The organism is Phenylobacterium sp. (assembly GCF_016793225.1).
Lineage (GTDB): Bacteria > Pseudomonadota > Alphaproteobacteria > Caulobacterales > Caulobacteraceae > Phenylobacterium.
On sequence record NZ_JAEUMN010000152.1, the window covers coordinates 1 to 2,088 of the forward strand.

Consider the following 2,088-nt stretch of genomic DNA (forward strand, 5'->3'; position numbering starts at 1 on the left):
CGCCGAGCGCGGCCAGGGCCGCCCCGGCGTCGGCGGTCTCGTCATGAAAGCCCGTGGTCAGATAGGTCCCCTGTGAGCCGCCCACGCCACGCTTGTCGAACCTGAGGCTGGCGACTCCTCTTCGGGCCAGTTCCTCCGAGAGCGCCCTCGCGACGCCGAGCGGTTGGCCCGGCATGTCCGAGTTCCGATCGAGCGGTCCCGATCCGCTCAGGATCAGGACGCCGATCTCGGCGCGGGCCGGCCCGGCGAGGGCGCCCGCCAGCGTCACGCCGTCCGCAGCGATGATCCCGGTGTCTCGATCCACGCCCACCACCTGGCTCCCAACAAGAGTGGGAGCTCAGCCGTCCGGAAACCAGGGCCTGTGGCGGCCGGCTCCCGTCAGCGCCGGACGGCGGCCTCTAGCGCCTCGCCCAGTTCGGCCCAGTCGTCGATGCGCGGGTGGCGGTCCGAGCGGGGCGCGAAGGGGCGCAGCCGCAGGTCGGCCACGTGCTGGAACGTGGCCGTCTCCGGGCAGTGCTCGGCCACCGAGTCGAGGTTCGGGAGCAGGTCGTCCACGAAGGCCGTGGGGTGCAGCGTCTGGGCGACGAGGCCCTTGGCGATCGGACCCTTGGGCCCCGAGTTGAGCACCAGGGGATGCTCCATGCCGTGCTTCGCCAGCCAGGCCGCGCGCAGCTTCTCGCCCTGGGGTGGCGCGTTGGAGAGGATCAGGATCTCGGCGTGCCGGTGCAGCCGGTTCAGGGCCGCGATGGCGCCGGGCGCGGGCTCGATCTCGTGGCAGTGGGTGGCGAAGAACGCGTCGAACAGGCGACGCCCGGTCTCCATGTCGATGTGCTGGTCCGAGCCCGGCGGATAGATGTTCTGGAAGAGGGCGAAGCGCTCGACCCGCATCTCGTAGCCGTGCTGCGCCACGAAGTCGCCGAAGCCCTGCATGAAGAGGCCGAGCACCTCGTCCACGTCGATCAGCACCAGCGGGCGTTCGGCCGCCAGGCCCAGCGCGGTCAGGTTCGGGATCGGGGGAGGCTGGGACACGGCGGGGTTGCCTCGCGACGCGGATAACGAAGTTTAAGGATATAGCACCCGATAACCATCCGCAGGGTGGGGAGGGCCGAGAACCGGCTTGGCCTCGAGCACGCTGTCGGGTCCTGAATGGCCAAGAAAGTCCTCATCGTCGAGGATAACGAGCTGAACATGAAGCTCTTTCATGATCTGCTCGAAGCCCAGGGGTACGAGACCCTCGAGACCCGCGAGGGGCTGGCGGCGCTGTCGCTTGCCCGCGAGCACAAGCCCGACCTGATCCTCATGGACATCCAGCTGCCCGAGATCTCCGGGCTGGAAGTCACCAAGTGGCTGAAGGAAGACGACGACCTCGCCCATATCCCGGTGGTGGCGGTGACCGCCTTCGCCATGAAGGGCGACGAGGAGCGGATCCGTGAGGGCGGCTGCGAGGCCTACATCTCCAAGCCCATCTCGGTGACCCACTTCCTCGAGACCATCAAGCGGCTCCTGAGCTAGCCGCCCATGTCCGCCCGCATCCTGGTCGTCGACGACATCGAATCGAACGTCCGCCTGCTCGAGGCCAAGCTCTCGGCCGAGTACTACGACGTGCTGACGGCCTGCGACGGGCCCACGGCCCTGGCCATCGCCGCGTCCGAGCGGCCGGACATCGTGCTGCTCGACGTGATGATGCCCGGCATGGACGGCTTCGCGGTCTGCCGGCGACTGAAGGACGACCCCGAGACCCGCCACGTCCCCGTGGTCCTAGTCACGGCCCTCGACGGCCGCGCGGACCGTGTCGCGGGCCTGGAGGCCGGCGCGGACGACTTCCTGACCAAGCCCATCGACGACGTGATGCTGTTCGCGCGCGTTCGCAGCCTGGTGCGCCTGAAGGCCGTGATCGACGAGTTGCGCGACCGCGAGGCCTCCGGTCGCCGCATGGGGGTCATCGCCGGCGCCGCCTCGCGCCTGGGCGGTTCGGGCGGCCGGATCCTCATCGTCGACGACAATCAGCGCCAGGCCGAGCGCGTCGCCGCCGAGCTTTCGATCGAGCACCGTCCGGTCGTGGAGACCGAGGCCTACAAGGCCGCGCTC

General features: G+C 69.4%; 3 protein-coding genes and 1 pseudogene. 2 read left to right on the forward strand and 2 right to left on the reverse strand.

Annotated features, from left to right (window positions below):
- Together JNK30_RS17735 and JNK30_RS17740 are read right to left on the reverse strand one after the other, a co-directional pair.
- Window positions 1–310, reverse strand: a pseudogene (locus JNK30_RS17735) (hypothetical protein); the annotation flags it as partial.
- Between the two features lie 68 nt (window positions 311–378).
- On the reverse strand, window positions 379–1,029 hold the full coding sequence (locus JNK30_RS17740; RefSeq protein ID WP_293484222.1) for a hypothetical protein: 651 nt from the start codon (window positions 1,027–1,029) through the stop codon (window positions 379–381).
- Window positions 1,030–1,146: 117 nt separating this feature from the next.
- Between JNK30_RS17740 and divK the strand changes: the two genes are divergently transcribed.
- Window positions 1,147–1,512: a cell-cycle response regulator DivK gene (divK, locus tag JNK30_RS17745; protein WP_293484224.1), complete on the forward strand. Its 366-nt coding sequence runs from the start codon at window positions 1,147–1,149 to the stop codon at window positions 1,510–1,512.
- Between the two features lie 6 nt (window positions 1,513–1,518).
- Window positions 1,519–2,088 (forward strand): response regulator (locus tag JNK30_RS17750; RefSeq protein WP_293484226.1); only part of this gene is annotated, 570 nt, incomplete at its 3' end.

Bases quoted from the DNA above. Each gene is read 5' to 3' on its own strand.
- divK (WP_293484224.1), top strand. From the start codon at position 1,147: ATGGCCAAGAAAGTCCTCATCGTCGAGGATAACGAGCTGAACATGAAG.